This window comes from Trinickia symbiotica (assembly GCF_003028655.1).
Lineage (GTDB): Bacteria > Pseudomonadota > Gammaproteobacteria > Burkholderiales > Burkholderiaceae > Trinickia > Trinickia symbiotica_A.
Window position 1 is genome coordinate 384,794 of sequence record NZ_PYUC01000002.1, and the last position, 24,878, is coordinate 409,671.

22 protein-coding genes and 1 pseudogene are annotated in these 24,878 nt (G+C 61.9%); 9 read left to right on the forward strand and 14 right to left on the reverse strand.

Going from position 1 to position 24,878, the window contains the following annotated elements; genetic code table 11:
* Positions 1-13 precede the first annotated feature (13 nt).
* Together C9I57_RS05195 and acnB are read left to right on the forward strand one after the other, a co-directional pair.
* A complete protein-coding gene (locus tag C9I57_RS05195; protein WP_107149563.1) occupies positions 14-928 on the forward strand; it encodes an AraC family transcriptional regulator in 915 nt (304 codons plus the stop codon).
* A gap of 184 nt (positions 929-1,112) precedes the next feature.
* Positions 1,113-3,698 carry a bifunctional aconitate hydratase 2/2-methylisocitrate dehydratase gene (gene acnB, locus C9I57_RS05200; RefSeq protein ID WP_107149564.1) on the forward strand — a complete coding sequence of 862 codons (2,586 nt, stop codon included), beginning with the start codon at positions 1,113-1,115 and terminating at the stop codon, positions 3,696-3,698.
* Positions 3,699-3,835: 137 nt separating this feature from the next.
* Here the strand turns inward: acnB and aroQ are convergent, their stop codons facing one another.
* From aroQ to C9I57_RS05230, 6 genes are read right to left on the reverse strand one after another with little or no spacing between them, the layout of a single operon-like run.
* Positions 3,836-4,276, reverse strand: coding sequence for a type II 3-dehydroquinate dehydratase (aroQ, locus tag C9I57_RS05205; protein ID WP_107149565.1), 441 nt, complete (start codon positions 4,274-4,276; stop codon positions 3,836-3,838).
* 20 nt (positions 4,277-4,296) lie between these two features.
* On the reverse strand, positions 4,297-5,133 hold the full coding sequence (aroE, locus tag C9I57_RS05210) for a shikimate dehydrogenase (RefSeq protein WP_107149566.1): 837 nt from the start codon (positions 5,131-5,133) through the stop codon (positions 4,297-4,299).
* Positions 5,134-5,139: 6 nt separating this feature from the next.
* Positions 5,140-6,354 (reverse strand): CaiB/BaiF CoA transferase family protein, encoded by a 1,215-nt coding sequence (locus C9I57_RS05215; protein ID WP_107149567.1) that lies wholly within the window; start codon positions 6,352-6,354, stop codon positions 5,140-5,142.
* 2 nt (positions 6,355-6,356) lie between these two features.
* The gene (locus C9I57_RS05220; protein ID WP_107149568.1) at positions 6,357-6,815 is read right to left on the reverse strand and encodes a MaoC family dehydratase; all 459 of its coding nucleotides are present in this window, start codon (positions 6,813-6,815) and stop codon (positions 6,357-6,359) included.
* A gap of 2 nt (positions 6,816-6,817) precedes the next feature.
* Positions 6,818-7,210, reverse strand: coding sequence for a VOC family protein (locus tag C9I57_RS05225; RefSeq protein WP_107149569.1), 393 nt, complete (start codon positions 7,208-7,210; stop codon positions 6,818-6,820).
* Complete coding sequence (locus C9I57_RS05230) at positions 7,207-8,157, reverse strand: ketopantoate reductase family protein (RefSeq protein ID WP_107149570.1); 951 nt, start codon at positions 8,155-8,157, stop codon at positions 7,207-7,209. Before C9I57_RS05230 ends, C9I57_RS05225 begins: the two co-directional genes overlap by 4 nt.
* Before the next feature lie 113 nt (positions 8,158-8,270).
* On the opposite strand from C9I57_RS05230, the gene C9I57_RS05235 reads away from it, so the two are divergent.
* Entirely contained in the window at positions 8,271-9,182 is a 912-nt protein-coding gene (locus C9I57_RS05235; protein ID WP_107149571.1) for a LysR family transcriptional regulator, read from the forward strand.
* Positions 9,183-9,292: 110 nt separating this feature from the next.
* On the opposite strand, the gene C9I57_RS05240 is transcribed toward C9I57_RS05235, so the two are convergent.
* The 4 genes and pseudogenes from C9I57_RS05240 to C9I57_RS05255 all read right to left on the reverse strand — a co-directional run bounded on the left by C9I57_RS05240 (position 9,293) and on the right by C9I57_RS05255 (position 13,005).
* On the reverse strand, positions 9,293-9,865 hold the full coding sequence (locus C9I57_RS05240; protein WP_107149736.1) for a PAS and helix-turn-helix domain-containing protein: 573 nt from the start codon (positions 9,863-9,865) through the stop codon (positions 9,293-9,295).
* 66 nt (positions 9,866-9,931) lie between these two features.
* A complete protein-coding gene (locus C9I57_RS05245) occupies positions 9,932-11,293 on the reverse strand; it encodes an MFS transporter (RefSeq protein WP_107149572.1) in 1,362 nt (453 codons plus the stop codon).
* 244 nt (positions 11,294-11,537) lie between these two features.
* Positions 11,538-11,894, reverse strand: a pseudogene (locus C9I57_RS05250) (LysR substrate-binding domain-containing protein); the annotation flags it as partial.
* A 73-nt stretch (positions 11,895-11,967) separates the two neighbouring features.
* Complete coding sequence (locus tag C9I57_RS05255; RefSeq protein WP_107149573.1) at positions 11,968-13,005, reverse strand: LacI family DNA-binding transcriptional regulator; 1,038 nt, start codon at positions 13,003-13,005, stop codon at positions 11,968-11,970.
* Positions 13,006-13,326: 321 nt separating this feature from the next.
* On the opposite strand from C9I57_RS05255, the gene C9I57_RS05260 reads away from it, so the two are divergent.
* The 4 genes from C9I57_RS05260 to C9I57_RS05275 all read left to right on the forward strand — a co-directional run bounded on the left by C9I57_RS05260 (position 13,327) and on the right by C9I57_RS05275 (position 18,499).
* Positions 13,327-14,562 carry an ABC transporter substrate-binding protein gene (locus C9I57_RS05260; protein WP_107149574.1) on the forward strand — a complete coding sequence of 412 codons (1,236 nt, stop codon included), beginning with the start codon at positions 13,327-13,329 and terminating at the stop codon, positions 14,560-14,562.
* Positions 14,563-14,579: 17 nt separating this feature from the next.
* Positions 14,580-15,527: a carbohydrate ABC transporter permease gene (locus C9I57_RS05265; protein ID WP_107149575.1), complete on the forward strand. Its 948-nt coding sequence runs from the start codon at positions 14,580-14,582 to the stop codon at positions 15,525-15,527.
* Between the two features lie 15 nt (positions 15,528-15,542).
* Positions 15,543-16,394, forward strand: coding sequence for a carbohydrate ABC transporter permease (locus C9I57_RS05270; RefSeq protein ID WP_107149576.1), 852 nt, complete (start codon positions 15,543-15,545; stop codon positions 16,392-16,394).
* A 95-nt stretch (positions 16,395-16,489) separates the two neighbouring features.
* Positions 16,490-18,499 carry a beta-galactosidase gene (locus C9I57_RS05275; RefSeq protein WP_107149577.1) on the forward strand — a complete coding sequence of 670 codons (2,010 nt, stop codon included), beginning with the start codon at positions 16,490-16,492 and terminating at the stop codon, positions 18,497-18,499.
* A 40-nt stretch (positions 18,500-18,539) separates the two neighbouring features.
* Here the strand turns inward: C9I57_RS05275 and C9I57_RS05280 are convergent, their stop codons facing one another.
* Together C9I57_RS05280 and C9I57_RS05285 are read right to left on the reverse strand one after the other, a co-directional pair.
* Positions 18,540-19,649, reverse strand: coding sequence for a branched-chain amino acid ABC transporter substrate-binding protein (locus tag C9I57_RS05280; protein ID WP_107149737.1), 1,110 nt, complete (start codon positions 19,647-19,649; stop codon positions 18,540-18,542).
* Positions 19,650-19,711: 62 nt separating this feature from the next.
* The gene (locus C9I57_RS05285) at positions 19,712-21,340 is read right to left on the reverse strand and encodes an L-lactate permease (protein WP_107149578.1); all 1,629 of its coding nucleotides are present in this window, start codon (positions 21,338-21,340) and stop codon (positions 19,712-19,714) included.
* A 772-nt stretch (positions 21,341-22,112) separates the two neighbouring features.
* On the opposite strand from C9I57_RS05285, the gene C9I57_RS05290 reads away from it, so the two are divergent.
* Both C9I57_RS05290 and C9I57_RS05295 read left to right on the forward strand, forming a co-directional pair.
* Positions 22,113-22,379 carry a BrnT family toxin gene (locus tag C9I57_RS05290; protein WP_107149579.1) on the forward strand — a complete coding sequence of 89 codons (267 nt, stop codon included), beginning with the start codon at positions 22,113-22,115 and terminating at the stop codon, positions 22,377-22,379.
* Positions 22,366-22,668, forward strand: a complete 303-nt coding sequence (locus C9I57_RS05295) for a BrnA antitoxin family protein (protein WP_107149580.1) — start codon at positions 22,366-22,368, stop codon at positions 22,666-22,668. The genes C9I57_RS05290 and C9I57_RS05295 overlap by 14 nt, the downstream gene beginning before the upstream one ends.
* Positions 22,669-22,696: 28 nt before the next feature.
* Here the strand turns inward: C9I57_RS05295 and C9I57_RS05300 are convergent, their stop codons facing one another.
* Together C9I57_RS05300 and C9I57_RS05305 are read right to left on the reverse strand one after the other, a co-directional pair.
* Positions 22,697-23,440 carry an SAM hydrolase/SAM-dependent halogenase family protein gene (locus tag C9I57_RS05300; RefSeq protein ID WP_107149581.1) on the reverse strand — a complete coding sequence of 248 codons (744 nt, stop codon included), beginning with the start codon at positions 23,438-23,440 and terminating at the stop codon, positions 22,697-22,699.
* A 69-nt stretch (positions 23,441-23,509) separates the two neighbouring features.
* Complete coding sequence (locus C9I57_RS05305; RefSeq protein ID WP_107149582.1) at positions 23,510-24,712, reverse strand: ammonium transporter; 1,203 nt, start codon at positions 24,710-24,712, stop codon at positions 23,510-23,512.
* Between the last annotated feature and the right edge of the window lie 166 nt (positions 24,713-24,878).

Below are 24,878 nucleotides of genomic sequence, written 5' to 3' on the forward strand. Positions count from 1 at the left end.
TGTTCGTCCGATCATGACCGATCCTCTCGCTGATGTCGTCACGCTGCTCCAGCCGACCCCTACGTTCTCGAAAGTGCTGAGTGGCGCAGGGCGCTGGCGCGCGAGCCGCACGGAAATCGGACAGCCGTTCTATTGCGTGGTGCTGGATGGATCGCTTCGTCTGTCCGTGAATGGCCAGGACCCGCTCATTCTCCAGGCCGATGATTTCGTACTCGTGCCAGAAGTGTTCAGCTTCACGATAACGAGCATCGATCCGCCGGATGATGACGGCCTATCAAACAATGCGCCGACAGCGCTACCCGATGGCAGCTTTCGTTTTGGCGATGCATCCATCGCGCCGGATGCGCAATGGCTCGCGGGTATGTGCGCGTTTGGTTCGCCCGATGCGGCCTTGCTGGTTTCGCTGCTGCCCGAACTTGCCCTTGTGCGTGGCGATCGCCGGCTTGCAATCCTCGTCAAACTCGTGCGGGACGAATCGCGTGCGCAGCGGCCCGCGCGCGAAGTCGTGCTGGCGCGCCTGCTCGAAGTACTCTTCATCGAAGCGTTGCGATCGGTGCAAACAGGTGCGTCGCCCGGACTTGTCCGCGGTCTTTCCGATGTCCGTCTTGCGCTCGCCATCCGTGAGATACACGAAAATCCGGCGAAGCCCTGGACAGTCGCACAACTGGCGAAAATAGCGGCGCTCTCACGCTCCTCTTTCTTCGACCGCTTCAGCCGCGCAGTCGGCGTTGCGCCGATGGAGTATCTACTCTCCTGGCGCATGGCCATCGCGAAGAACCTGCTGCGACGGAACACATTCAGCATCGCGACGATCGCGGCGCGCGTGGGCTACAGTTCGGCCAGCGCATTCAGTGTCGCGTTCGCGCGCCATGTCGGTGTACCGCCGACGCAGTTTGCGCAAGACGCGGTGAAGAGCGCCGCTCGATAAAACGCATGTCGGGAGAAACGGCGACAACGTAGGGGGTGGTATGCATACCTACTCTTATATAAGATATAAGACATTTGACGACGCATGCGATTGCAATTAGAATCGCGATCCGAAGCAGTGTCCGCTATAGCTCGGAGCGTCTGGTTAGCCTTCCCCTGAACCGCAAAAAAACAGCAGGTCCCCCATGCTTGAAAACTTTCGTGCTCACGTGGCCGAACGCGCCGCGCTCGGTATCCCTCCCCTGCCGCTGACGGCTCAGCAGACCGCCGAGCTGGTGGAACTGCTGACGAACCCGCCCGCGGGCGAAGAGCAAACCCTGCTCGATCTGATCACCCACCGCGTCCCGGCCGGCGTGGACGAAGCCGCTCGCGTGAAGGCGGGCTTCCTGGCCGCCGTGGCCAAAGGCCAGACGGCATGCCCGTTGATCTCGCGCGCCCGCGCCACCGAACTGCTCGGCACGATGCTGGGCGGCTACAACATCCAGCCGCTGATCGAGCTGCTGTCCGACGCCGAAGTGGGACCCGTCGCCGCCGACGCGCTGAAGAAAACCCTCCTGATGTTCGATCAGTTCCACGACGTCAAGGAACTGGCCGACAAGGGCAACGCCAACGCCCGCGCCGTGATGCAAAGCTGGGCCGACGCGGAATGGTTCACGACCCGTCCGGAAGTGCCGGAAAGCCTGACGATCACCGTCTTCAAGGTCACGGGCGAAACCAACACCGACGACCTCTCCCCCGCCCCCGATGCCACCACCCGACCGGACATCCCGATGCACGCGCTGGCGATGCTGAAGAACGCCCGTCCCGGCATCACTCCGGAAGAGGACGGTAAGCGTGGCCCGGTCAAGTTCATCGAATCGCTGAAACAAAAGGGCCACCTGGTCGCGTACGTGGGCGACGTGGTCGGCACCGGCTCCTCGCGAAAGTCGGCCACGAACTCGGTGCTGTGGTTCACGGGCGAAGACATCCCCTTCGTTCCGAACAAGCGATTCGGCGGCGTGTGCCTGGGCGGCAAGATCGCCCCGATCTTCTACAACACGATGGAAGACGCCGGCGCCCTGCCGATCGAACTCGATGTATCGAAGATGGAAATGGGCGACGTGGTCGAGCTGCGCCCATACGAAGGCAAGGCCCTGAAGAACGGCGAGGTGATCGCCGAGTTCCAGGTGAAGTCCGAGGTGCTGTTCGATGAAGTGCGCGCCGGCGGCCGCATCCCTCTCATCATCGGCCGCGGATTGACCGCGAAGGCACGGGAAGCGCTGGGTCTGCCCCCGTCGACGCTCTTCCGCCTGCCGCAGCAGCCGGCCGATAGCGGCAAGGGTTTCTCGCTGGCGCAGAAGATGGTCGGTCGCGCCTGCGGTCTGCCCGCAGGCCAGGGCGTCCGCCCGGGTACGTATTGCGAACCGAAGATGACTTCGGTCGGCTCGCAGGACACCACCGGCCCCATGACCCGCGACGAACTGAAGGACTTGGCGTGCCTGGGCTTCTCGGCCGACCTCGTCATGCAGTCGTTCTGTCACACCGCCGCCTATCCCAAGCCGGTGGACGTGAAGACCCACCAGACGCTGCCGAACTTCATCAGCACGCGCGGCGGCATCGCGCTGCGCCCGGGCGACGGCGTGATCCACTCGTGGCTGAACCGCATGCTGCTGCCCGACACCGTGGGCACCGGCGGCGATTCGCACACGCGCTTCCCGATCGGCATCAGCTTCCCGGCCGGCTCGGGCCTGGTCGCCTTCGCGGCCGCCACCGGCACGATGCCGCTCGACATGCCGGAATCGGTGCTGGTCCGCTTCAAGGGCAAGATGCAGCCGGGCGTGACGCTGCGCGACCTCGTCAACGCCATCCCGCTCTACGCGATCAAGCAAGGCTTGCTGACGGTTGCCAAGCAAGGCAAGAAGAACATCTTCTCGGGCCGCATTCTCGAAATCGAAGGTCTGCCCGATCTGAAGGTCGAGCAAGCGTTCGAATTGTCGGATGCTTCCGCCGAGCGCTCGGCCGCCGGTTGCACGGTCCACCTGAACAAGGCGCCGATCATCGAATACCTGAACAGCAACGTCACGCTGCTTAAGTGGATGATCGCTCAGGGCTATCAGGACCCGCGCAGTCTGCAGCGCCGCATCACGGCGATGGAGCAGTGGCTGGCCGATCCGCAACTGCTGTCGCCCGATGCCGACGCTGAGTACGCAGCCGTCATCGAGATCGACCTCGCCGACATCCACGAGCCGATTGTGGCCTGCCCGAACGATCCGGACGATGTGAAGACGCTGTCGGACGTGGCCGGTGCCAAGATCGACGAAGTGTTCATCGGCTCGTGCATGACGAACATCGGCCACTTCCGTGCGGCGTCGAAGCTGCTCGAAGGCAAGCGCGATATCCCGGTCAAGCTGTGGGTGGCCCCGCCGACCAAGATGGATCAGAAGCAGTTGACTGAAGAAGGTCACTACGGTGTTTTCGGCACCGCCGGTGCGCGTACCGAAATGCCCGGCTGCTCGCTGTGCATGGGCAACCAGGCACAGGTGCGTGAAGGCGCGACGGTCATGTCGACCTCGACCCGCAACTTCCCGAACCGGCTCGGCAAAAACACGAACGTCTATCTCGGCTCGGCCGAACTGGCGGCGATCTGCTCGCGCCTGGGCAGGATTCCGACCAAGGATGAGTACATGGCCGATATCGGCGTGATCAACGCCAACGGCGACAAGATCTACAAATACATGAACTTCGATCAGATCGAAGACTTCAAGGAAGTGGCCGACACGGTGAATATGTAAGCACGCTGTTGAGCTGCGGCGAAAGGTATTCGTCGCAGCCCGATGGAATGGCGCCGGGGGCTGCACGCCCGCGGCGCTTTTTTTTGGGCGGGCCTCGCGCCTAGTGTCCTAGCCCAATTGCAATCCTGGTGCGTCGCTCAATCGCTGACCTCGGCATAGGCCGCCCGGAGTGCGAGAAGATAGCTCTCAACCCCGAAGCCACAGATCTGGCCTTTGACGATATCGGCGAAGACCGAATGGTGCCGAAACGCTTCCCTCGCATGAATGTTCGACATGTGCAGCTCCACGATCGGACACGTCAGGATCGCGAGTGCGTCGCGAATGCCGTAGCTGTAGTGCGTCCAAGCACCGGCGTTGATCAGCACGGCGTCCTTGCTCTCTTCGAACGCACGATGAATGCGCTCGCACATCGCCGCCTCGCTGTTCGTCTGGAACGATTCGACGTGCACGCCCAATTCCGCGCCCAGCGCCTGCAACCTCGCATCGATCTCAGCTAGCGTGACCGTGCCATACTGGACCGGGTCACGCTTGCCGAACATGTTGTGATTGATGCCATGAAGCATCAGGATGCTCTTCATTTTCGTTCCCCTTTGCGCCCTCAGTCGAGCGGCACGGTGAGACGATCGATCACGGCGCTCGTGTCGGGACGCACACCGCGCCACCATGCAAACGCTTCGGCCGCCTGCTCGACGAGCATGCCGACGCCGTCGGCGACACCGAGTACGCCTGCGTTGCGGGCGAGCCGCAAAAACGGCGTGAGCCGCTTGCCGTACGCAAGCTCGTAGGCGGTGCCATGCGGGCTGAAGACGCTCGGCGGGACGGGCGGCAGTTCACCTGTCAGGCTCGCGGAGGTCGCATTCACGACGACATCGAAGCGGCCCATCGCCGCGAGATCGCCGTAGCCGCAAGCATGCAATCCCGCGTAGTGTGCGCCGATTTGGGCTACCAGCGCCTCCCCTTTCGACACGTCGCGGTTGGCAACGACCAGATCGGCGGGACCCGCGGCGAGAAACGGCAGCAGCGCGCCGCGTGCCGCACCGCCTGCACCGAGCATCAACACCCGTTTCCCGGCAAGCGGCACGCCGAGATTGACTTCGATATCGCGCGTGAGTCCGATGCCGTCGAAGTTCTCCGCCACGATCCGGCCGTTCTCGAACTTGAGGGCATTGGCGGCACCCGCCAGCGTCGCGCGCTCGCTGCGCTCGTCCGCGAGCGCGAACGCCTTGAGCTTGAACGGCGCGGTGACGTTCATGCCCTTGCCGCCGTCAGCGGCGAATTGGCGCACGATCCGCTCGAAGCCATCCTCAGGCTGGAGCGGGCCTTCGATTGCGACGTATGACATCGACTGCCGAGTCGCCTCGGCAAAGAGGCCGTGGATCAGCGGAGATTTCGTGTGTCCGATCGGATTGCCAATCACTGCATACGGGTCAGTCATGATGTCTCACTTCGCGTAAAGAACGCCTTCGGTTTGCATCGCGTCGATCTCCGCAGTCGAAAAGCCGAGCGATTGCGCGACCTCCGCGTTGTGTTGTCCGAGATCGGGGGCGACGTCGCGGATCGTCGTGTCGCAATCAGAGAAGCGGAACGGCAGGTTGGGCAGGCGCAGCATCCCGTAACGCGGATGGTGCTGTTCGACCACCATGCCGCGCGCCTGGATCTGCGGATCGTCGAGCACCTCGTCGATGCGCTGCACCTTTGCGCACGGCACATCGATGCCGTCCAACAGTTCGAGCACCTGCGCGACCGGGCGCGCAGCGACCCACGGCTGCACGACGGAGAGAATCGCCTGCCGATGCGCGTTGCGGCCCGCGCTATCGTGAAAGCGCGAATCGCTGCCGAATCCGGCGGGCCCGCCATGCGTTTCGATCAGCGCGGCGAAGCGCTTCCATGCATCGTCAACCTGCGCCGCGATCACGAGGTCGCCGTCCGCGGCGCGAAACACGCCATAGAGCGTCGACGTCGGCATATCGTGGCCCGTCTGCTCCGGCAGCACGCCTCGCAGCGTATAGCATTGCACCGCATACTCGTGCATGGAGACGAGCGTGTCGTACAGCGCCATATCGATGTGCTGTCCGCGTCCGCTCTTCACACGCCCGAGCAGCGCCGCATTGATCGCGGCGACGGCGTGAATGCCCGTGTACATATCGCCGAGCGATATACGCAGCAGCGGCGGCGGCTCGCCCGGCGTGCCGACCATCTGCATGATGCCGCTCTTCGCTTCCGCGATCAGGCCGAAGCCTGCACGATGCGCATCGGGGCCCGTGTGGCCATATGCCGAGATCGAACAGTAGACGAGGCCCGGATTGCTCGCGGATAGCTGGGCGTAGCCCAGCCCCAGCTTATCCAGCGCGCCGGGGCGGTAGTTCTCGACGAACACATCCGCCGAGTCGCACAGGCGCCGCATGAATTCCTTGCCGCGCGGGTCTTTCATGTTGACGCTGACACCGCGCTTGCCCATGTTGAGTTGCAGGAAATAGCCGCTTTGTTGGTCGTCGAGCACGGTCGCGTGCTGGCGGCCGGCGTCGCCGCTGCCGGGACGCTCGACCTTGATGACTTCGGCGCCGAGCGCCGCAAGGCAGCGCCCCACGTAGGGACCGGCGAGGAAGTGGCTATAGTCGACGACGCGTATGCCTTCTAGGGGACGGGGCTGCTGCATCATCAATAGGCTCCCGGCCGGCGCGGCACCATCAGGCGATGCTCGCCGCGTTGAACGATCTTTCCATCCTGATTGATCAGCTCGGACGGCAACACGACAATGCCCCAGCCGGGACGGCTGTTGCTCGGCCGCATCGCGCCGACGCGAAACTTCACGTGCAGGACGTCGTTGACCTTGATGGGCATCAGGAAATCCCACGTCCAGCCGAGCGACATGCCAGGTAGGAAGCGATAGTCGCTCTGCGTCTTGAGGCCGTCGGCAATCGACAGCCCGAACAGCCCATGCGCGACGAGGCAACCGAAGTGGCTCGCATTGGCATACGCCTCATCCACGTGCACGGGTGTGTGGTCGCCTGTAAGGTCGGCATAGGCAAGGATCCGCTCCTTCGTCACCGTGTAACTCGGGCTTACGCACTCGTCGCCTTCTCGGGCGTCGTCCCAGTATTTTTCGATAATGGTCATGGTCATGCCTCCGCGCGCGGGTCGATCTCGAGCGCCTGCGCGACGCAGGACGCGGGCCTGGCTTGGATCAGCTCGATGGCGAGTCCGTCGGGCAGGCGCAGCCAGTTGCGCCCTTGGGGCATCTCGCTGACGGCATAGGGGCGAGCCGCGGCGAGTGCCGCTTCCAGGTCTTCGCACATGATCCCGAGGTGTGCGAGCCGGCCTTCGGAGCCCTCGTACTGCGGCGCGTGAATGAACTGCAGGCCGCCGAGCGTCCAGTACTGACGCGGCGCGTCGACGGTGCCGTCGACTTCGCGCATCGTCATGCCGAGCACGTCCTCAAAAAAGCGGATGTGCCAACCGATGTCCTTCACCCAGATAGCCACGTGTTCGAGATAAGCCTTGGAGCCGCTCATGCCGTTGCCTCCTTGCGCTGCTCATCGGCCATCGCGCGTTCGATACCCTTGATACATGCGAGCAGCGTCGCGTTGACGGGCGTCGGCACGCCGAGCTTTTGTCCCCAGCGCACCACCGAGCCGTTGATGAAATCGACCTCCGTTACCGAGCCTTTTTCGAGGCTCTGCAGCATCGAAGTCTTGAACGCCGGCGAGAGGCCTTCGGCCGCGAGCGTCCAGGCTTGCTCGGGATCAGTCATCGAAAGCCTGACACCAGCCGCCTGTGCCGCCGCGATCGCCTCGGATACGGCCGCCAGGGCGGTCGATTTGAGCAGCGGCTCCTCGTAGAGTTGTCCGTAGGTGAGCCGCGTGATGCCCGTGAGCGCGCCCGTGGCGACGTTGACGAGCAGCTTGTCCCACATGGTGCCCATGATGTTGTCGCTGACCGTCGTCATCAGGCCAGCCGCATTGAACGCGTCGGCGACGGCTTGCACGCGGGGCGTGAACTGACCGTCTAGCTCGCCGATGTAGGTCAGCTTGCCGGTGACGCCCGACTGGATATGTCCCGGGCCTTTCAGCACGCCGCCGACATACGTCTTGCCCGCCAGCACGCGCTCGCGGCCGACGATCTCGGCGAGGATGTCCTCGTGCCCGAGTCCGTTCTGCAGCGAAAGCACAACCGTATGCGGCCCGACCAGCGTAAGGGCGCCGCGCATCGCAGCGTCGGTGTGGAAGGACTTGACCAGTACGACGACCACGTCAGCCACGCCGACTTCCTCCGCCTGAGTCGCGGCGCGCACGGCGATGCGCCGCGAACCGTTGGCATCGTCGACCTGGAGGCCGTCGCGGCGCATCGTTTCGACATGCGCGGGCGAACGGCCCAGCAGCCAGGTTTCGTGGCCGCCCTCCGTGAGAGCGGCGCCGATCGCGCAGCCTAATGCGCCGGCGCCGAGAATCGCAATCTTCACTTGGCTCCTCCTTGACGTGTAACCACACGATAGGAGCCACCGTTCATATCGGCAATTCAATGACTACAATACCGTCATTGCTAGACGCAATAACTCAAGAGACACCTGCCGCCATGATGCCCACCGAGCTGCCCGACCTCAAACTGTTGCAACTGTTCGACCTGCTCTACGACACGCGCAGCGTCACGCGTGTCGCTGAGCAATTGGGTCAGAGTCAGCCGACCGTCAGCATCTGGCTCGGGCGGTTGCGCGAGCATCTGCAGGATCCGCTTTTCATCCGGACACCTGGCGGCATGGCACCGACGCCGCAGGCCGACGCGTTGATCGGGCCGTGCCGCGAGATTCTCGAATCGCTGAGGCGCTTCGTCGCGTGGGAGATCGCGTTCGATCCCGCCACGGCGCAGCGGCGCTTTCGTATCTGCATGACGGACGCAAGCCACATCACGCTGCTGCCGAGACTGCTCGCGCATGTGCGTGCTCAGGCGCCAGGTGTCCGGCTCGAGGCGGCGGGAATCGACGGCAACACGGAACGCGCGCTCGAGTCGGGCGAAGCCGACCTCGCGATCGGCTATGTGCCCTGGCTCAGCGGCGGCATCTATCAGCAACAGCTTTATCAACAGGACTGGGTGTGCCTGACCAACCGGCATCACCCGCGCGTTCGCGCGCGGCTCGGCTTGAAGCAGTACCGCTCGGAGGGTCACGTCGTCATCGAATCGGGCACGGGTGCGCAACTGCTCGAGCAGGCGTTGGCGCGTGAGCGCATCGAGCGCGACGTCGCGCTGCAGTTGCCGGGTTTCCTCGGGCTCGGGACCATCGTCCAAACTACGGATCTCGTGGCCACGTTGCCTCGTCACATCGGCGAAACGCTCGCGCGGGCCAACGATCTGGCCGTCCATCCGTGCCCCATTCCCGTGGACGGCTTCGCCGTCCGGCAACACTGGCACGCGCGGTACCACCATGAGGCGGGGAATCGCTGGCTGCGTGGTGTGGTCTTTCAGCTGTTCGGCGTTTCACCGCGAAGCTGAACCTACCGCGCGGCGATCCATTTCACACTGACTGCGAGAGCGGCAACTCATCACGACATGCCAGCCTCGGCGAACCTGCTCCCGTCCCGGCAGCGAATGGCGCGCGGGACTCACGCAAGCAGCCGTGCGATGAGATCGGGTGTCCCTCGCACGCCGTATTTTCGCAGGAGGCTTGCTCGATGGATGTCGACCGTGCGCGGGCTGATGTTGAGCTCCTTCCCGATCTCCTTGCTCGTCAAGCCATGCACGAGAAATGCCGCGACGTCGCGCTCGCGCTCCGTCAACGTGCTCGCGACGTCGGGCTGCTTTCCGCTCTCCGATAGGTCGGTAAAGGTCCAGACCGCCAACTCGAAAGGCCGCTTTGCGTTATACCCAAAACCGCAAACGGTGACCCAGAAATGCGTTCCGTCGATGCGCCGCATGATGCGGTTATCGTTGAGCACCGCGCGTTTTGCAATGAGCGGCGCGAGGCGCTGACCGGTCGTCGTAAAGTCCTTCTGTTGGGGGTAGAGCTTGGAGAACGAATGACCGATGATGTCGCTACGAGAGGCCCTGAACAGTTCCAGGGCTCTCGCATTGCAGTCCACCATGATGCGCTCTCTGGCCACGATGACAGCGACGGGCAGATGCCTGAAGAGATCCTCGTAGTCGAGGTTGGACATCGTCTCGGTCATGTTCGGCATTTTCGGCGTTCGCCCGCGCATTTTATCGTTGAGTCTGGCGTAAGTGGGCACGCGCGAGCCCCCCGCTCAAATCGATCGTTCGAGAGCGTCCTTGACAGATTTTGCGGCGCTGGCGCTTTCGGTTGTGGGACCGGCTTCCTCTAGCGCGGTGCGGGACGTTTCGCTCAGCGATAGGCCGCCGATCATTGCAAAGATCGACACTGCGATCAGGTAGTACGCAGGCGACAGGTTCGTTCCGGTCACGGAGATCAACCATGTCGCGACCAGCGGCGCGGTGCCGCCGAAGATCGTATACGCGAGGTTGTACGTGATCGCGGATGCGGTGTATCGCGTCTTCGTCGCGAAGACTTCCGACAAAAGCGGTGCGGTCACGACGCCCGAAAGCACGGCGCCGATCGCGAGCAGCGTAACGCCGAGCAACGAATGCGGCAGATCACCCGATCCACCCAGCGAGAAAGCAGGATAGACCGATGCGATGATGAATACACACGTGCTCGCAATCGTCATGCGGCGGCCTACCACGTCGGAGAAGAGGCCGGCGAGCGGGCACGAGGCCGCGGCAAAGCAGAGCGCAAGCACGGTCACCAAAAGCGACGTGCCGCGGGACAAATGGCCGGCCACCTGAAGGTACGTCGCGAAATAAGTCGTGAACGTATAGAACGAGAGCGCCGTCACGGAGATGAAGGCGCCGAGCTTGAGGATGTTCCACGACTGCGAATGCAGCGTTTCAATCAGGGGCGCGTGCGCCACTTCCTTGTTTCCTTCGAGCGCCTGGAATGCGGGCGTTTCGTGCAGACTGACGCGCAGATAGACACCGATGAGGCCGACCGGCGCCGCGATCAGGAACGGAACGCGCCACCCCCAATCGACCATCGCTGCCGACGACAACGAGGACTCGAGCGCATAAGCGACGACCGCCGCGGAGGCAAACGAGGAGAAAGTCGAAACCGGAACGAAGCTGCCGAAGAACGCACGGCGCCGGCGCGGTGCATGTTCCATCACATAAGCGCAAGCGCCCGCATACTCACCGCCCGCGGAAAACCCTTGGACGCAGCGAATGATCGTGAGCAACAACGGCGCCCAATAGCCGATGCGGGCATACGTCGGAACGAGGCCGATCAACGTGGTGGACCCCGCCATCAACAAGATCGTGAAAGCGAGCGTTCGCTTGCGGCCAATCCGGTCGCCGACGATCCCGAAGAAGAGGCCGCCCAGCGGGCGAAACGCGAACGCGACCGCAAAGACCGCAAACGTCTTCAAAAGCCCGACCGTTGGATCGCCGCTCGGAAAGAACTCGCGCGTCAGAATAGTGGCGAGGAATCCGTATGCGGCAAAATCGAACCATTCGACGAAGTTGCCTATCGAAGCTGCCGCGATGACGCGTCGCAGCGTTGCGGTATCGACTTCTCGCGTTGCTTGATTCGGCATGGTCCTCTCCCCTTTCACGTGTCGGTTGCCGTCCGATGTCGAAACGAGAGTAGGTCCTCAAATTACTTAGGTCTATACGTGTCGATTACCTAGGTAATTGGTGGCGGCAATGGGCGGCTCGCGGTTCACTCCGGCTTTTCACTAGGCAGGCGACCGTCAGACGGGATGGTACGGAGAGTCAAAAAAACGACGATGCTTTTACGGCATCGTCATATGCGAATCGTGCATAACCTGCGCGAAACGCTCATCCGAGCGAAGCGGAGCTCGCGCGCAGATGCTGCCAAAGTGCGTTCAAGAGATCGTTGCGATTGGAAGAATCGCGATATACGCGTAGCTCGATTTGAATCTTCCATGTCGCGGTTCCCGCGGGCACCAGATCCCCGGCCGCGAGTTCCGCGGCAATTGCGCTTTGCGGCAGCCAGGCGACCCCTTCCCCCTCGATGACGAGCTTCTTCAGCACCTCGGCCACATCGGACTCGTAGTGCAACTGCAGCGCTGGCGGCTCCGCGGCGCGGTCCAGAAGCAGCGCCAGGCAGCGCCCGAAGTAACTGGTCTCCGTATATGAAATGAGCGGAAGCGGCTGTTGCTTGGTGCCCGGGAGCGATGAAATCCTCGATCCACTTGATTTCCATGGCTTCCTTTTATGACCCGATGGTGATGCCGAGACTTCCCGCTCACCGCAACCTGGCCGTGGAGCCCCGAACGACAAGCTTTGGTGCGGACGTATGCACGACCGTCGCTTCCGTCGCGCGTCCCGCCATGAGCTCGACGAGCAGATTGACCCCTTTCTCTGCCATTTCGGCCGTGGGTATCGCGACGGTCGTCAGGCCAGGGCGAGATTGGCGGGCCGGGATGATATCGGTAATGCTCACGACCGATAAATCGCCGGGCACCGAGAATCCGAGATCGCTCGCCGCATTCAACACACCCAAAGCGGGAAGATCGTTGGAAACGAAGATCGCGGTCAGGTCCGGGCGCGCTGAAAGCAGATCCTTCGCCGCCTCGTAGCCATGCTCGAACGAGTCTTCCGTGAAGCGCTCGTCAGCCGTCGACTGACGAATCTTCGCCGCTCGCACGACCTCGCGAAACCCGGCGTATCGTCCGCCATGGATGCCATGTTTCGGACTACCGACAATCGCCCCGATACGTCGATGTCCGTACTCGACGAGATGCTGAGCCGCGAGCCTGCCCGCGCCTTTCGAATCGAACGTCACGCAAGGTATACCGGGCGGCTCGTCGGGCCGCTCCCAAACGCTGATGACCACGGGAATACCCCGCTCTTGGAGCGCGCGCAGCTCATCGATCGGCAGGTCGGCGTTGTTTGCCACGAGCACGCCGTCCGACAGCGATCCTGCGACCTGCTCGAGAAACCCCGTGCCTCTATCAAGTTCATGATCCGTATTGCAGACGAGCAAATGACGCTCGTGCTTTAGCGCTTGCAAGTTCGCCGCAAGGGCGAATTCCGGATAGAACGGGTTCGTGATGCAGCTCAGCATCAAGGCCAGAGTCGGCGCCTTGCGTTCAACGAGCGCGCGCGCCGTCAGATTAGGCCGATAACCCTGGCGCTCCGCCGTCTCGAGCACGCGCCGTCGCGTCTCCTCGCTGACACGGCCGCGGCCGCGCAGTACGTTCGAAACGGTCATGACCGAAACGCCCGCTTGCGCCGCCACGTCCTTGATGGTCGCCGCAGGGTTGAATAGTTTGCTGCTCATCCGAAGCACACCCGTCGATGGAACTACGACATGTCGTTTTGAATGTTATGCGATCCGCCGCCGAGTACGCCGCTTCCCGCTCGCCCTCGAAAAGCGCTTGCGCATATGGCCGGTCGGGCGTAGAGTCTAGCGCAAATGCAAGCAGCGTTGCTCCAGGTCAGGCCCTCCGGCCTTTTTTTAAGCGCCTTTGGTGTAACGTTAAACCAACGAAGCGGAGCGAGAGATGGCGGCCATCACACTGAAAGGCGTGAAGCAGGCGTATGCAGAGCGCCGACGGCCGCGCAGTGTCGAGACTTCAAGAAACGACATCCGGAGACATCCATGAAACGCCTGCCTTTGCTCTCGGCTTTAGGTATAGCCCTTTCCTTTGCCAGTGCCGCCCATGCGGGCACGCTTCAGCTCAACGTCGCATTCAAGGGCGGCGAGCAGCGCGCGGTATGGGAGCAATTGATCCAGCAATTCGAGAAGGCGAACCCCGATGTCACGGCAAAGGTGTCTTTCGTCGAAGAGGAGACCTACAAAGTCCAGCTTCCCAGTTGGCTGACTTCGGTCGCCCCGGACGTCATCAACTGGCACGAGGGCGAGCGCATGGCGTACTACGCCCGCCGTGGCTTGCTCGAAGACTTGTCGACCGATTGGCAAAGGAACGGATGGAATTCGCAGTTCGCGTCACTGAAAACGCCTTCCTCTTACCAAGGAAAACAATTTGCGATGCCGACGCAGTATTTTGCGTGGGGCCTTTACTATCGAAAAGACTTGTTCGAGAAAGCCGGGATCAAGCATGAGCCCGCCACGTGGGACGAATTCCTCGAAGCCTGCCGCAAGCTGAAGGCCGCCGGGATCGCGCCGATCGCGGTGGGCGGCCGCGATTCGTGGACGCTTGCGGCATGGTTCGACTACCTCGACCTTCGCATCAACGGCTATGGCTTCCACATGCAACTCATGAATGGGGAAATTCCCTATACGGATGCGCGCGTGAAGAAGGTCTATGAGGCGTGGAAGACGCTGATCGACGACAAGTACTTCATCGAGAATCCGCTCTCCTACAGCCTCGATTCGGTCCAACCGCTCTACATCCAGGGGCAGGCCGCGATGATGCTGATGGGTACCTTCCTGTCGCCTGGCCTGCCACCGGCGACGAAAGCGCAGACGGGGTTTTTCCGCTTCCCGACGATCGACACCAAGATTTCAGCGGCAGAGGATGGGTCCGCGGAGTGCCTCAACGTTCCCGCTCGCGCTGCAAATAAAGCGGACGCCCGCAAGTTCCTGGCCTTTATCGGTCGTCCTGACATCGACGGACAGCTTGCAAAAGGCATCGGGACGCTGCCCGCCAACAAACAGGCCCCCATGCCCGAAGATCCGATCGCGAAAATCGGATTTCAAATTCTCTCGAATACCACGGGCGGTGTCGCGCAATTCTACGACCGCGACATGACGAAGGAAATGGCCGACGAAGGGATGAAGGGAATGCAGCGATTCATCACCGACCCGGCGAAGCTCGACGAGATTCTGCAGCACCTGGAAGAGACGCGTAAGCGCGTCTACCACCTGTCGTAACCGCACGAGGCCGGGCCATGGCTTCCGCCGAAACGAGAACATCGGTCAGTGACGGTTCGCCAGCAGACTCACCTTATTCGATCCGTCACGTCTCGACATCCAAGCGGTCCGCCCCGCTCGCGAGCCGACGCAAGCGGGCCGCGATCCTGTTTTTGCTGCCTGCCTGCACGATGTTCTGCATTTACGTGATCTACCCGATCATCAGCAGCGTCTGGCTGAGTTTTTACAGCTGGGACGGCATGAGCGACAAGGTCTTTGTCGGGCTCGCTAATTACCAGGAGCTCCTGCATACGGGCACGTTCTATACGGCGTTGAAGAACAACTTGCTATGGCTCGTGCTCTTCTTGCTCGCGCCGCCGATCGGCCTCGCGTTCGCGCTCTATCTCAACCAGAAAGTGCGCGGCATTCGGCTCGTCAAGTCGTTGTTCTTCTCGCCGTTCGTCTTGTCGGGCGTCGTGGTCGGCCTCGTCTTCAGCTGGTTCTACGACCCGGCGTTTGGTCTCCTGAAGCTCATCATCGGGCATGGCATTCCCGTGCTCGGCGACGAGCGCTACGCGACGCTCGGCGTGATCGGAGCCGCGTTGTGGCCGCAAATCCCGTTTTGCATGCTGCTCTACCTGACGAATCTCACGAGCATCAATCCGGAAATCATCGAAGCGGGCCGCATCGAAGGCGCGACGGGCTGGTCGCTACTGTGGCACGTTGTCTTGCCTCAGTTGCGGCCGGCAACCTTTCTATCGGTCGTCCTGACTGTCATCGGCGCGCTTCGCAGCTTCGACCTCATCGCGGTCATGACAGGCGGCGGGCCGTTCGACAGTTCGACGGTCCTCGCCTATTTCATGTACGACCAGGCGATCAAGTACTTCCGATACGGCTACTCGGCGGCGATCGCGGTCGTGCTCTTTCTCATCATGCTCGTGTTCATCGTCTATCAGTTGCGCCGCCTGCTCCACACGGACCGGTAACAAGGAAGACCCGCCATGTATCCCACGCCCATCGACAGGTGGAGTCCGGTCGGACGAACGCTCTACAAGATATCGTTGCCGATCGCGCTCGCCATCTGGCTGCTGCCGCTCATTGCGGTGGTCGTCACTTCGGTTCGCTCGTCGAGCGAATTGATGATTGGAAACTACTGGGGCTGGCCCAGGCAATTCGGCTTGATCGAAAACTACCGAACGGTGCTCTTCGGGTCACCGATGTTGCATTACTTCCTCAATAGCTGCCTCGTTACGATTCCATCAGTGACCGGGGCGATCGCCCTGGCCGCGATGGCCGGGTTCGCACTCGCGACGTACCCCTTCAAGGGCAACCCCGCGATTTTGGGAACGTTCGTGGCCGGCAACTTTGTACCGATCCAAGTGTTGATGGTCCCCGTGCGCCAGTTGACGCTGGATCTCGGGCTCTATAACACTGTTTGGGGGCTCATTCTCTTCCATCTTTCGTTTCAGACGGGCTTTTGCACGCTGTTTTTACGTAACTTCATCAAGGAACTGCCGTACGAGCTCGTCGAAGCTGCCCGTATCGAAGGCGCCAACGAGTGGCAGCTTTTTTGCCGAATCATCCTGCCGTTGATCGCGCCCGCACTCGCCGCGCTCTCGATTCTCGTTTTCACGTTCGTATGGAACGACTACTTCTGGGCGCTTTGCCTGACACAGGGTGACGAGGCAGCCCCGATAACCGTCGGTGTGGCCGCGCTGAAGGGGCAATGGACAACAGCTTGGAACCTTGTCTCGGCCGGGTCGTTGCTGGCTGCCCTGCCATCGGTCGTGCTGTTTTTCGCAATGCAGAAACACTTCGTCGCTGGCCTGACGTTCGGCGCGACGAAGGGATGAGCAAACGAATCTCCAGATCAGGTGCCGCGAGCGACTCGGCTCGACTCGCTCGCGAGATCGCTTGCGTCTGCCATTTCAAATGAAAGGATGAATTGATGAAAGTCGGAGTCGACTACTACCCCGAGCACTGGGACCCCGCATCATGGGAGCAGGACGCGCAGCAAATGAAGGATGCGGGTATCACGATCGTGCGCCTCGCCGAATTCGCATGGTCGAGACTCGAGCCCACCGAAGGCACGTTCGATTTCGACTGGCTGGACCAAGCTATCGATATCCTCTCGCGTCATGGCATCGGCATCGTGCTCGGTACGCCTACGGCGACGCCTCCCGTATGGCTCACGCACCGCTATCCTGACGTACTGCCCGTCGACAACAAGGGGCACACGCATTACCCCGGCGTGCGCCTTCACCGCTGCTACAACAGCCCGTCGTTGCGTCAATTCGGCGAGCGGATCATCGACCGGCTAACGAAGCACTATGGTCCGAACCCCGCCGTCATCGGCTGGCAAACCGACAACGAGCTCGCGGCCAACGACTGCCATTGCGAGCATTGCACGCGACGCTTTCGATCCTGGCTCCGAAGCAAGTACGAAACGATCGAGAATCTCAATCGCGAGTGGGGTACTGTCGTCTGGAGCGGCGAGTACAGCGATTGGATGCAGGTCCGCACGCCGCTGGGCGGTTCGCCTTATCTCAATCCGTCGTTCCTGCTGGACTTCCGCCGCTTCTGCTCGGATTCTGTCGCCGATTTCAACGCGTTCCAGGCCGACATCATTCGCCGGAACAGTCCGGGCAAGTTCGTGACGCATAACCTGTGGGGATACCCGGTCACGGCCGACTACTACGACATGTTCGACAGCATGGACTTTGCATCTGTCGACTATTACCCGGCGACCGACCTCTTCGACGACTCGAAATCGAGGATGTATCACGGCGCGCTGACGTTGGATCTGACGCGCGGCGTCAAGCGGAAGAACTTCTGGGTCATGGAGCAACTGAGCGGAACGCCCGGGTGCTGGTATCCGATGTCGCGGACGCCCTTTCCTGGGATGATCCGCGCGCATGCGTGGCAAAGCGTGTCCCGCGGCGCCGACGCAGTGGTCCAGTTTCGATGGCGCTCGGCCCGCATCGGCGCCGAGCAGTTCTGGCATGGTTTGCTCGATCATCATGGCGTACCGGGCCGCCGCTTTGAAGAGTTCGTACAATTCAGTCGCGAAGCGGCGAGGCTCGCTCCGCTGTTGGAGGGCACGACGTCGGATCACGATGCGGCCATGCTCTTTTCGCACGAGCAACTCAACGCGCTTCAGATTCAACCGCAATCCGACGGCTTCGATTACCTCGGCAACTTCAAGCGGCTGCATTCGGCGTTCGTGCGGATCGGTGTCGGCACCGACGTGATCAACTGGAAGGATGATTTCGGCAGTTACAAGCTCGTCGCCGCGCCGATGCTCTATCTCATCGATGACGACATCGCGGCTCGGCTGCGCGAGTACGTCGAGCGAGGCGGCACGCTGGTACTAACGACGCGCTCGGGCGTGAAGAATATGAACAACGTCTGCCTGCCGGATCGCTTGCCGAACCTGCTTACGGAGCTCGCAGGCGTTGTCGTGGATGAATACGATCCTGTCGGCAAGGACCGGCAGCGCGTCAAGTTCGAAGCCGGCGGTGAATTTGAATGCGCGCAGTGGTGCGATGTCCTTTCGCCAACCACAGCCGAAACGTTGGCGGTCTATTCGAGCGAGTATTTCGCGGGACGCGCGGCCGTGACGAGAAACGTCTGCGGCAAAGGCACCGTTTATTACGTCGGAACAGTGCTGGACGATGAAGCGACCAAGAGTCTGCTCGGTCGAATTGCGGCCGATCTGAACGTCGACTGCATGCCCGATCTACCCGAAGGCGTGGAGACAGCGGTCCGAGGCTCGGCCACGACACGCCTTCGATTCATCTTGAACCTGACGAAAGAACGCAAGCGCGTGGACGTCCATGGCGGTGAATGGACGAGTGCGCTCTCCGGCGAACGAGTGACTGCGAAGACCCTCGAGCTTGCGCCAGGGGGCGTCGAGATTCTCGCGGCGCCACCACCGCTCGTGCACATAGCTCGATAACCTGCCTCTACTACGTGTGATCTTGCTGGCGGCCAACGCGTCAGACGCCGTTGCCGCCCACCGTCCGCAGACTCTTCCATTGCCCCTGCTGGACTTCGAAGAGCGTGTACGGCGGCTTGATCAAATCGCCATTCCCGTCGAATGCGATCTTGCCTGTGACGCCCGTGACAGTGACTTTCGGAAAAGCCGCGACGATCTTGGCGCGATCGAGCGAGTCAGCGTCGTGAATCGCCTTGAGCATGGCAAGCGCGGCGTCATAGGCGAACGGCGCATAGAGCTCGACGTCCTGGTTGAAGCGCGCCTTGTAGCGCTTCGCGAATGCCTGAGCCGAGGGCAGCTTGTCCAACGCGGGGCCCGGCTCAAGGTCTTGCGTCCCCTCTCCCGCCGAGCCGGCGATCTGCACGAACGCATTGCTCTTGAGCGCGCCCGCGCCAAACAGATGGGCCGGCATGCCTAGCGAGCGCATCTGCTTGACGAGCATCGCGCCTTGCTCGTCGAGCCCGCCGAAAAAGATCATGTCGACGTTCTTCTGCTTGAGCGTCGTCAGGATGGCGCGAAAGTCGACGGCCTTGTCGTTGGTGAATTCGCGATCGACGACATTGCCGTTCGCTCCTTTGGCGCCTTTCTCGAACGCATCCGCAAGCCCTTGGCCGAAAGCGGTGCGATCGTCGATGATGCCGATCCGCTTTGCCTTCAACTGCTGCACCGCGAACTCGCCGGCGATCACCCCGCCGATGCCGTCGTGTCCCATCGTGCGGAATACGTTGGCGAAGCCCTGATGAGTCAACACCGGATTGGTCGAGCCCGGCGTGATCATCGCGACGTTCGCCTTGTGGTAGACCGCCGACGCCGGAATGCTGCAACCTGAGTTGTAGTGTCCGATGACACCGACCACGCCGCCATCGACCATCTTCTGCGCCACTTGGACGGCAACGCGCGGATCGGCCTGGTCATCCTGCACGTCGAGCACGAACTTCACGGGCTTGCCGCCGATCGTCGGGTTCTTCGCGTTCTCCTCGTCGATGGCGAGTTGCGCGCCGTTTTCGAGGTCCTTGCCGACGCGGGCGACCGGTCCCGTCAGCGGTCCCGCGAATCCGATCTTGACGATCTCGGGCTCCGCGCCATACGACGGCGCATGCGATTGCGGGATCGGCCGCGAGCGCTGTTCGGCACCATCTAGTAAGTGGAATGGCGGCAAGCTCGCGGCCGCCGCTAACCGCCTGCCCCCGCCAGAGTCATGACCCTTGGCGCCAACAGATAGAATCCCACCCCGATGATGATGAGATAGCCCAACAGGATGAACGTCCATCCCATGTTGTGACGAATCACCTCCCCTTCGTTGCGCACGAAACGGCTCGTCGATACGCCGACGCTCGTCGTTTGGGGCGCGACGGGCTTCCCTACTTCAGCGCCGAGGGAGTTCAGCGACGGTAGCAGCAGAATCGGAAAGCCAAGCAAGCGGCCGACCGTCACCTGGAAGAAACCGAACATGGCGTTGGTCGATGTATTACTGCCGGACAGCGCTACACCGATCCAGCCAAGAATCGGCGCGACGACGATATAAGCGATCCCGATCTTCGAAAATCCCTCGGCGAGCGAGGCGGCCATGCCCGAGAAATTGAAGACGTAGGCGAGACCGAAAATAAAGATGCCGACGAGCAACGCTCCCCACATCTGATGCCAGGTCCGGCTGAACGCTTCAGCGTACTGCGCCGGCTTCATGCCGATCAGCAATGCCGTGATCAGCCAAGACGCGAAGATCGCCGTGCCGCCGATGAATGGCGCAAACGAGAAGACCGCGCTGATTTGCGTACCGGGGTGGATCGACGAGCCGGCGGCTGCCGAGAGCTTGACCCAGACGATCTTCGGCAACGGAGACCACGGCCCGGTCCAAAGCACCACCACGACGATAAGCACGATGAAAGGCAGCCACGCACGCATGAGTTGCGCGCTCGTCAGCCCGTGCGCTTCGCCGGCGCCCCCGGCGGCCTCCGCTTCGATCGGCTTTCCGCCATAGCCAAGCGTGCGTTTCGGACGCCAGAATTTGAGCAGCACGAAGAGCGCCGCAAAGCAGACGATCGAGCCCGTCACATCGGGCAAATAGGGGCCGAGGTATACCGCGACCGGATACTGCCCCGCGATATAGGCGAGCGAGCCGACGACGGCGAGCGGCCAGCCGTCGCGCAGACCGGTTCGACCGGTCACCAGATAGATCAGGACCCACGGCGGAAGCAACGCGAGAATGGCCACAATGTGCCCGACCGAGGCAGAAAGGGCGAGGACCGGCAGGCCCGTCACGGCCCCGAGCGCAATGATCGGCACGCCGAGCGCGCCGTATGAAACAGGCGCGTTATTGGCGAGCGCGGCGACGCGAATCGCGTCGAGGTCCGGAATGCCGAGCCCGATCAGTATCGGCGCCACGAACGCCCACGGATAGCCGAAGCCGACCAACCCTTCGAGCAACGCGCCGAATGCCCAGGCAAACATGATCGTCTGGACTCTCACGTCCGCGGTGCCCTGCGTCGTGAGCCAGCGGCGAAAGTCGTCGAATACGCCGGTAAGCGTCAACGAATTGAACAGCATGACGCCCCAGAACGTGATCCAATCGACGGCCCAGATGCCAGTCAGCGACCCGTACGCGAAAACCCTGATCCCCGTCGTCACCGGCATCGTCCAGACCACAGCGGCGATGATGAAGGTGACGATCGCACCGATCAATACGGAGATCCAGGCGGAAACCCGAAAGACGGCAAGCAGGACGAGGAGAACGACGACGGGCACGAGGGCGAGCAACCAGGAAACGAAAAGGTTGCCCGTGGGATTGAGAACTTGCTGGAACATGGATCAGGCTCCCTCTGATTATTGGGCTTTGCCAGGAGACAATTGATCACAATGTGACGTTCCTTCAGTGTAGGCGCCAACGCCTTGATTTACAACGTCAATTCATCCGCGCGGCGCATCTCCCGGGCAAAGCCGCGCGAGAGCGCCATCGGAATATCAGCCAGCGTTCGTCGGCATAGCTTCCCGTGAGCAGCCTGAAGGCGAGAACCCTTTGGGCGCTCACTCCACATCGCATCAGCCCGCCATTTTATTAGGAGTCCGAAATAATTAAGCGCAGCGCAATCATCTCCGTTTCAGTGATGATGTTTGCCGGATCGAACATTGCCGGTAGTGCATCGGCTCCAGGAAACCGAGCCGGATAGCCAGACCCCGGCGCTCGACCAAGCCCGGTTCGTCGGGCAGTGTGTGCGCTCGTGCAAAAAGGCCTATGCGTGCCGTCACGCACGCGACGGTGGTATTCGAGACAAAGACGAATAGCGCACACGTTCGCTTCTCCACGGCGGGGTACATAGTCTCGTAGGCTGAATTTGCGCGCATGTTGCGCTCGCCGACACCGTCGGCATACACACTTGCGATCGGCAGGGCCGAACTCTTCCCGACCTGCTAGCGAACGTTTCGGGCATCGAACCGGAAATCGACGAGGCGATTCCGCTCGCTATCCGATGCGCCGACTAGGTCGAGCCGAAGACCGACATGGCGCACTGACCGTGGATCACGTTAGGCATACAGCCGTTGACAGGAAGACGACTTTTGTAGCTACAATACTTCATGCATGGAAATTACCTTCGATCCGAACAAGAGCGCTTCAAATCTCAGAAAGCACGGTGTACCCCTGACATACGCCGCGCGTCTCGACTGGAACGCCTTGAGGGTCGATCAGGATGAGAGAGTCGACTATAGCGAGGACCGCTACATCGGTTTTGGCCCTATCGATGGGCGCTTGTACTGTGTGGTCTTCACATATCGCGGCGATGCCATCAGGATCATCAGCCTACGTAAGGCGAACAAGCGGGAGCAACGAGACTATGAGCAAGCGTAAATTGATTCCGCCCACCCCTCAGGAAGACGCGGAAATCAACCGAGGCATCGCATCTGACCCGGATACCTACGAGGTATCGACAGAACAGATCAAGCGGATGCGGCCGTTTTCCGAGGTGATCGAACAGAAGCGGATGGGCCGCCCTCCCAAGGGCAACTACCCGAAAGAACTGGTGAGCATTCGCTATGATGCCCAGGTTCTCGAGTACTTTCGGTCGGAGGGGAACGGGTGGCAAACTCGCATGAATGACGTATTGCTCGACTATGTCAAAGCACATCCGCATCGCTGAACTTGCGCAGCTGACGTCGTGCAACCGGTCAAACGATCCACTGCACCGGATCCCCGACGCCAACCCCAAGCAACGCCGCGGCGCTGCCGCGATTGACCGCGATTTCCACGAGCCCGATGGAGTTCACGTACCAGAACGCTTGGCCGGCCGCGACTTCCGCGAACACGCGTGCATACGCGACATCCGTCGATCCGACCCGCAGCCGCGCGTCGGTCGACAGCGCTTTCGCGCGCAACCCGGTCAACACATTGCCGTAGTGATCGACATAGATCGCTTCCGCCAGATCGCCCTCTCCGAATTGCACATCGAGCCCCGACATGGCTTCGAGCTTATCGAGCGGCAGCCGATCGGCATCGCCCGCAACGCTGACCCATGCCGCCATCGGCGCAAACAAATCGCGACCATGAAACGACGCCGAGAGCCCGGCCGGACGCCATGTCACGCGCCACGCCCGAGTCCGCGACGCGCGCGCCGCCACGACGGAGAGCAATCCGTTGTCGGGCCCGACGAACCACTGACTGTCCGCCTGCACGACGACCGCGCCCCGTTCGCTGCCGACGCCCGGATCGATGACGCACAGAAACACCGTGCCATCCGGATACCAGGCTCGCAACGCGGCGAGCAGATGCGCGCCCGCCCGCGCATCGAAGTTCGGAACTTCATGCAGCACATCCACGATGGGCGTGCCGGCCGCCGCATGCCGCAGCAGCGCGACTTTCATCTGGCCGACGTAGATATCGTCGGCGCCGAAATCGGTAAATAGCGCGATCAAGGCCTGACTCCTTCTATCCCTTTCGATCGGGGGAACGAGCTTCTCAGCCACCTCGCGCAGGTTCGTCGATCAGACCACCGTCTCACGCTCCGGCGTGGCGCTGATCTTGTGAAGCGACAGGTCCGCCCCGTCGAACTCGTTTTCCTCGTCGAGCCTGATTCCCACCGTTGCCCGCAGAATGCCATAAACGATCGCACCGCCCGCCGTGGCAACGACGATGGCCGCCATCGTGCCGACGCATTGCGCCAACAACGAGACGCCCCCTGCCCCGCCAAGCGCCTTTAATCCGAAAATGCCGGCGGCGATGCCGCCCCATGCCCCGCATAAACCGTGCAGCGGCCATACGCCGAGCACGTCGTCGATACGCCAGCGATTCTGCACGCAGGTGAACATGTAGACAAAGAGTCCCCCGGCAATGGCACCGGTCACGAGCGCACCGATCGGATGCATGACGTCGGAGCCGGCACAGACGGCGACGAGCCCCGCGAGCGGGCCGTTGTAGCTGAAACCCGGGTCGTTGCGTCCCGCGAGCCAGGCGGTCAACGTGCCGCCGACCATCGCCATCAGCGAGTTGACGGCGACGAGTCCGCTGATCTTGTCGATGGTCTGCGCGCTCATGACATTGAACCCGAACCAGCCTACGGCAAGCACCCAGGCCCCCAGCGCGAGAAACGGGATGTTCGAGGGCGGATGAGCCGAAATTCGGCCATCGCGTTGATACCGGCCGCGTCGCGCTCCAAGCAGCAGGACGGCCGGTAACGCCACCCAGCCGCCGAACGCATGAACGACGACGGAGCCGGCGAAATCGTGAAACGGCACCCCCGCGACAGCAGTCAGCCAGGTCTGCAATCCGAACCGGTCGTTCCAGGCGATGCCTTCGAAAAACGGATAGACGAAGCCAACCAGCAAGAACGTCGCGCAAAGCTGCGGGTTGAACTTCGCCCGCTCGGCAATCCCACCGGAGACGATGGCCGGTATCGCGGCGGCGAACGTGAGCAGAAAAAAGAACCGCACGAGCGAGTATCCGTTGTGCTCGGCAAGCGTCGTCGCATCGCCGAAGAACTCGACGCCGTACGCGATCGTGTAGCCGATGAAGAAGTACGCGATCGTCGAAACGGCGAAGTCGACGAGGATCTTCACGAGGGCATTGACCTGGTTCTTCTTGCGAACCGTGCCAAGCTCGAGGAACGCGAATCCGGCGTGCATGGCAAGCACCATTCCGGCGCCAAGCAGCAGGAACAAGGTGTCGGCGCCCGATTTCAGCTCATTCATAGGACTAATAGGTCTGCGCAAAAAATGGGCAGAAGCAGCAAGGATCGTACCAAAGAGGGGAATTCGCGTACTCTGTCGGTGCAATCGCTTTGCGCAGCGCCTTACCGCGCACCATAGAGGTTCACGGGACTACGCTCGAACCCATCAGGAAAGCGCACACATTTAG